Origin of the sequence: Campylobacter sp. US25a (assembly GCF_004379075.1) — a bacterium.
GTDB classification, from domain to species: Bacteria; Campylobacterota; Campylobacteria; order Campylobacterales; family Campylobacteraceae; genus Campylobacter_D; species Campylobacter_D jejuni.
In genome coordinates, this window is the sequence record NZ_RYYM01000019.1 from 9351 (window position 1) to 10842 (window position 1492).

Sequence of the window (1492 nt, forward strand, 5' to 3'; positions counted from 1 at the left end):
GGTTGTTTGAAAGTAAATACTATTATATATTACTAATTTTTAATATATAATAGTTATTTTTAGTAATTAATATTATACATTAATTACTATTTTATAATTCTCTTATTATATATATAAAATCTTTTTCAATATTCATTAAATTATCAATGCCACTAGTTAAGATAATTTGAATTTTCTTATCTACAATTATATATCTATCGTGCAAATAATCATATTTTTCGTTAATTTCAGCATCTTTATTCTCTACAACCAACCATTCTTTATATATATTTTTCAAGTTGGAACATAAATTTTTGGGATATTTCATTATATTTTCAATAGGATAAAAAATGTTTAATTTTTTTCTCGGAAAGCATTCTTCAGCAAATTTTATAAATTGCTTCTGATTTTTATTTATAAATTTATCATAAACAAACAAATGATTTGCATTTAAAAATATGGCTTTTAAATGTTCTTTAGCTTTTTTCTATCTTCATTTTTTATAAAACTAGCTGTAAAATTATTTTCTATTTTATCTTCAAAAATATTTACATAAGGAAAATTATATTGTTTCTCAGATAAAATAATTTTATATATAGTATTCTTAGAAAGACATTCTAAATCATCGCTATATTCTAAACTAGTCTTTTGTCCGAGAATAGATTTTAAAGTTTCACTATCATAATATCTTCTCATATATTCTTTTCGTTTTATCTTTAAAATTTTTTATAAATTAAAAAATAAAACAAAAACTATAAATTTTAAAACAATATTTAAAAAATTTACTTTGTTTCTTTTACCTGTATATCTTTTATTATTCTTAGTAGGAGGATGTTCTTATAAATATATGGATCCGCAGTATTATGAGTTTAAGAGCTTGTGTAAAGATAATAGTAATAAAATGATAGTGTTTAATAAAGATTATTTGGATTTAAAAAAACAATTTATTCAAGCTATGATGAATAATTCTAATATTAGAATTAAAAATAATGGTATAAAATATTTTTATAATGAAAAATTGAATTTGGAAATTCAACCTTCAAATTGGAAAGAAATAGAAACTAAATCACGCGAAATTAAACTTGGAATAGGAAAAGTAAAAGAAAAAGAAATAGAAGCTTGGTATATTGATGATAAAAATAACATTAAGTATCAAGAATTTAAACGATATTTGTATTATAATTATAATATATTTTTAAGAGGTGATGAGGGTGCTGGATTCTATTTTAGATATCATAAAAGACTGTATTGTGAAGATATTAGATAAAAAATTAGAAAGATAATTTGAGATTTAGATTTTTGGAATAACAAATGAGTAAAAACATTAAAACACAAGAAGCTAAATTAGACTTAATCACTAAATTCTTAGACTATGCTAATTGTGCAGATGCTAGTTATGCTATGCTTGATTTAATCGATGAGAATGATGAAAAAGGTTTTTTATGATATATAAAAACTAAATTTGATTTATATAAGATATTTGAAATAATACAATTTAAAAAGGAGTATCAAA

At 20.2% G+C, this 1492-nt stretch carries 4 protein-coding genes; 2 read left to right on the top strand and 2 right to left on the bottom strand.

The features are described 5' to 3' along the window. Positions 1–91: 91 nt before the first annotated feature. Together ELQ12_RS10745 and ELQ12_RS10750 are read right to left on the bottom strand one after the other, a co-directional pair. Positions 92–418, bottom strand: coding sequence for a hypothetical protein (locus tag ELQ12_RS10745; RefSeq protein WP_134264721.1), 327 nt, complete (start codon positions 416–418; stop codon positions 92–94). A gap of 26 nt (positions 419–444) precedes the next feature. Continuing rightward, positions 445–675 (bottom strand): hypothetical protein, encoded by a 231-nt coding sequence (locus ELQ12_RS10750; protein WP_060787640.1) that lies wholly within the window; start codon positions 673–675, stop codon positions 445–447. 151 nt (positions 676–826) lie between these two features. On the opposite strand from ELQ12_RS10750, the gene ELQ12_RS08925 reads away from it, so the two are divergent. Both ELQ12_RS08925 and ELQ12_RS10845 read left to right on the top strand, forming a co-directional pair. Next, positions 827–1246, top strand: coding sequence for a hypothetical protein (locus tag ELQ12_RS08925; protein WP_166739604.1), 420 nt, complete (start codon positions 827–829; stop codon positions 1244–1246). 44 nt (positions 1247–1290) lie between these two features. After that, positions 1291–1425: a diadenosine tetraphosphate hydrolase gene (locus ELQ12_RS10845; protein WP_134264722.1), complete on the top strand. Its 135-nt coding sequence runs from the start codon at positions 1291–1293 to the stop codon at positions 1423–1425. The last annotated feature ends 67 nt before the right edge of the window (positions 1426–1492 follow it).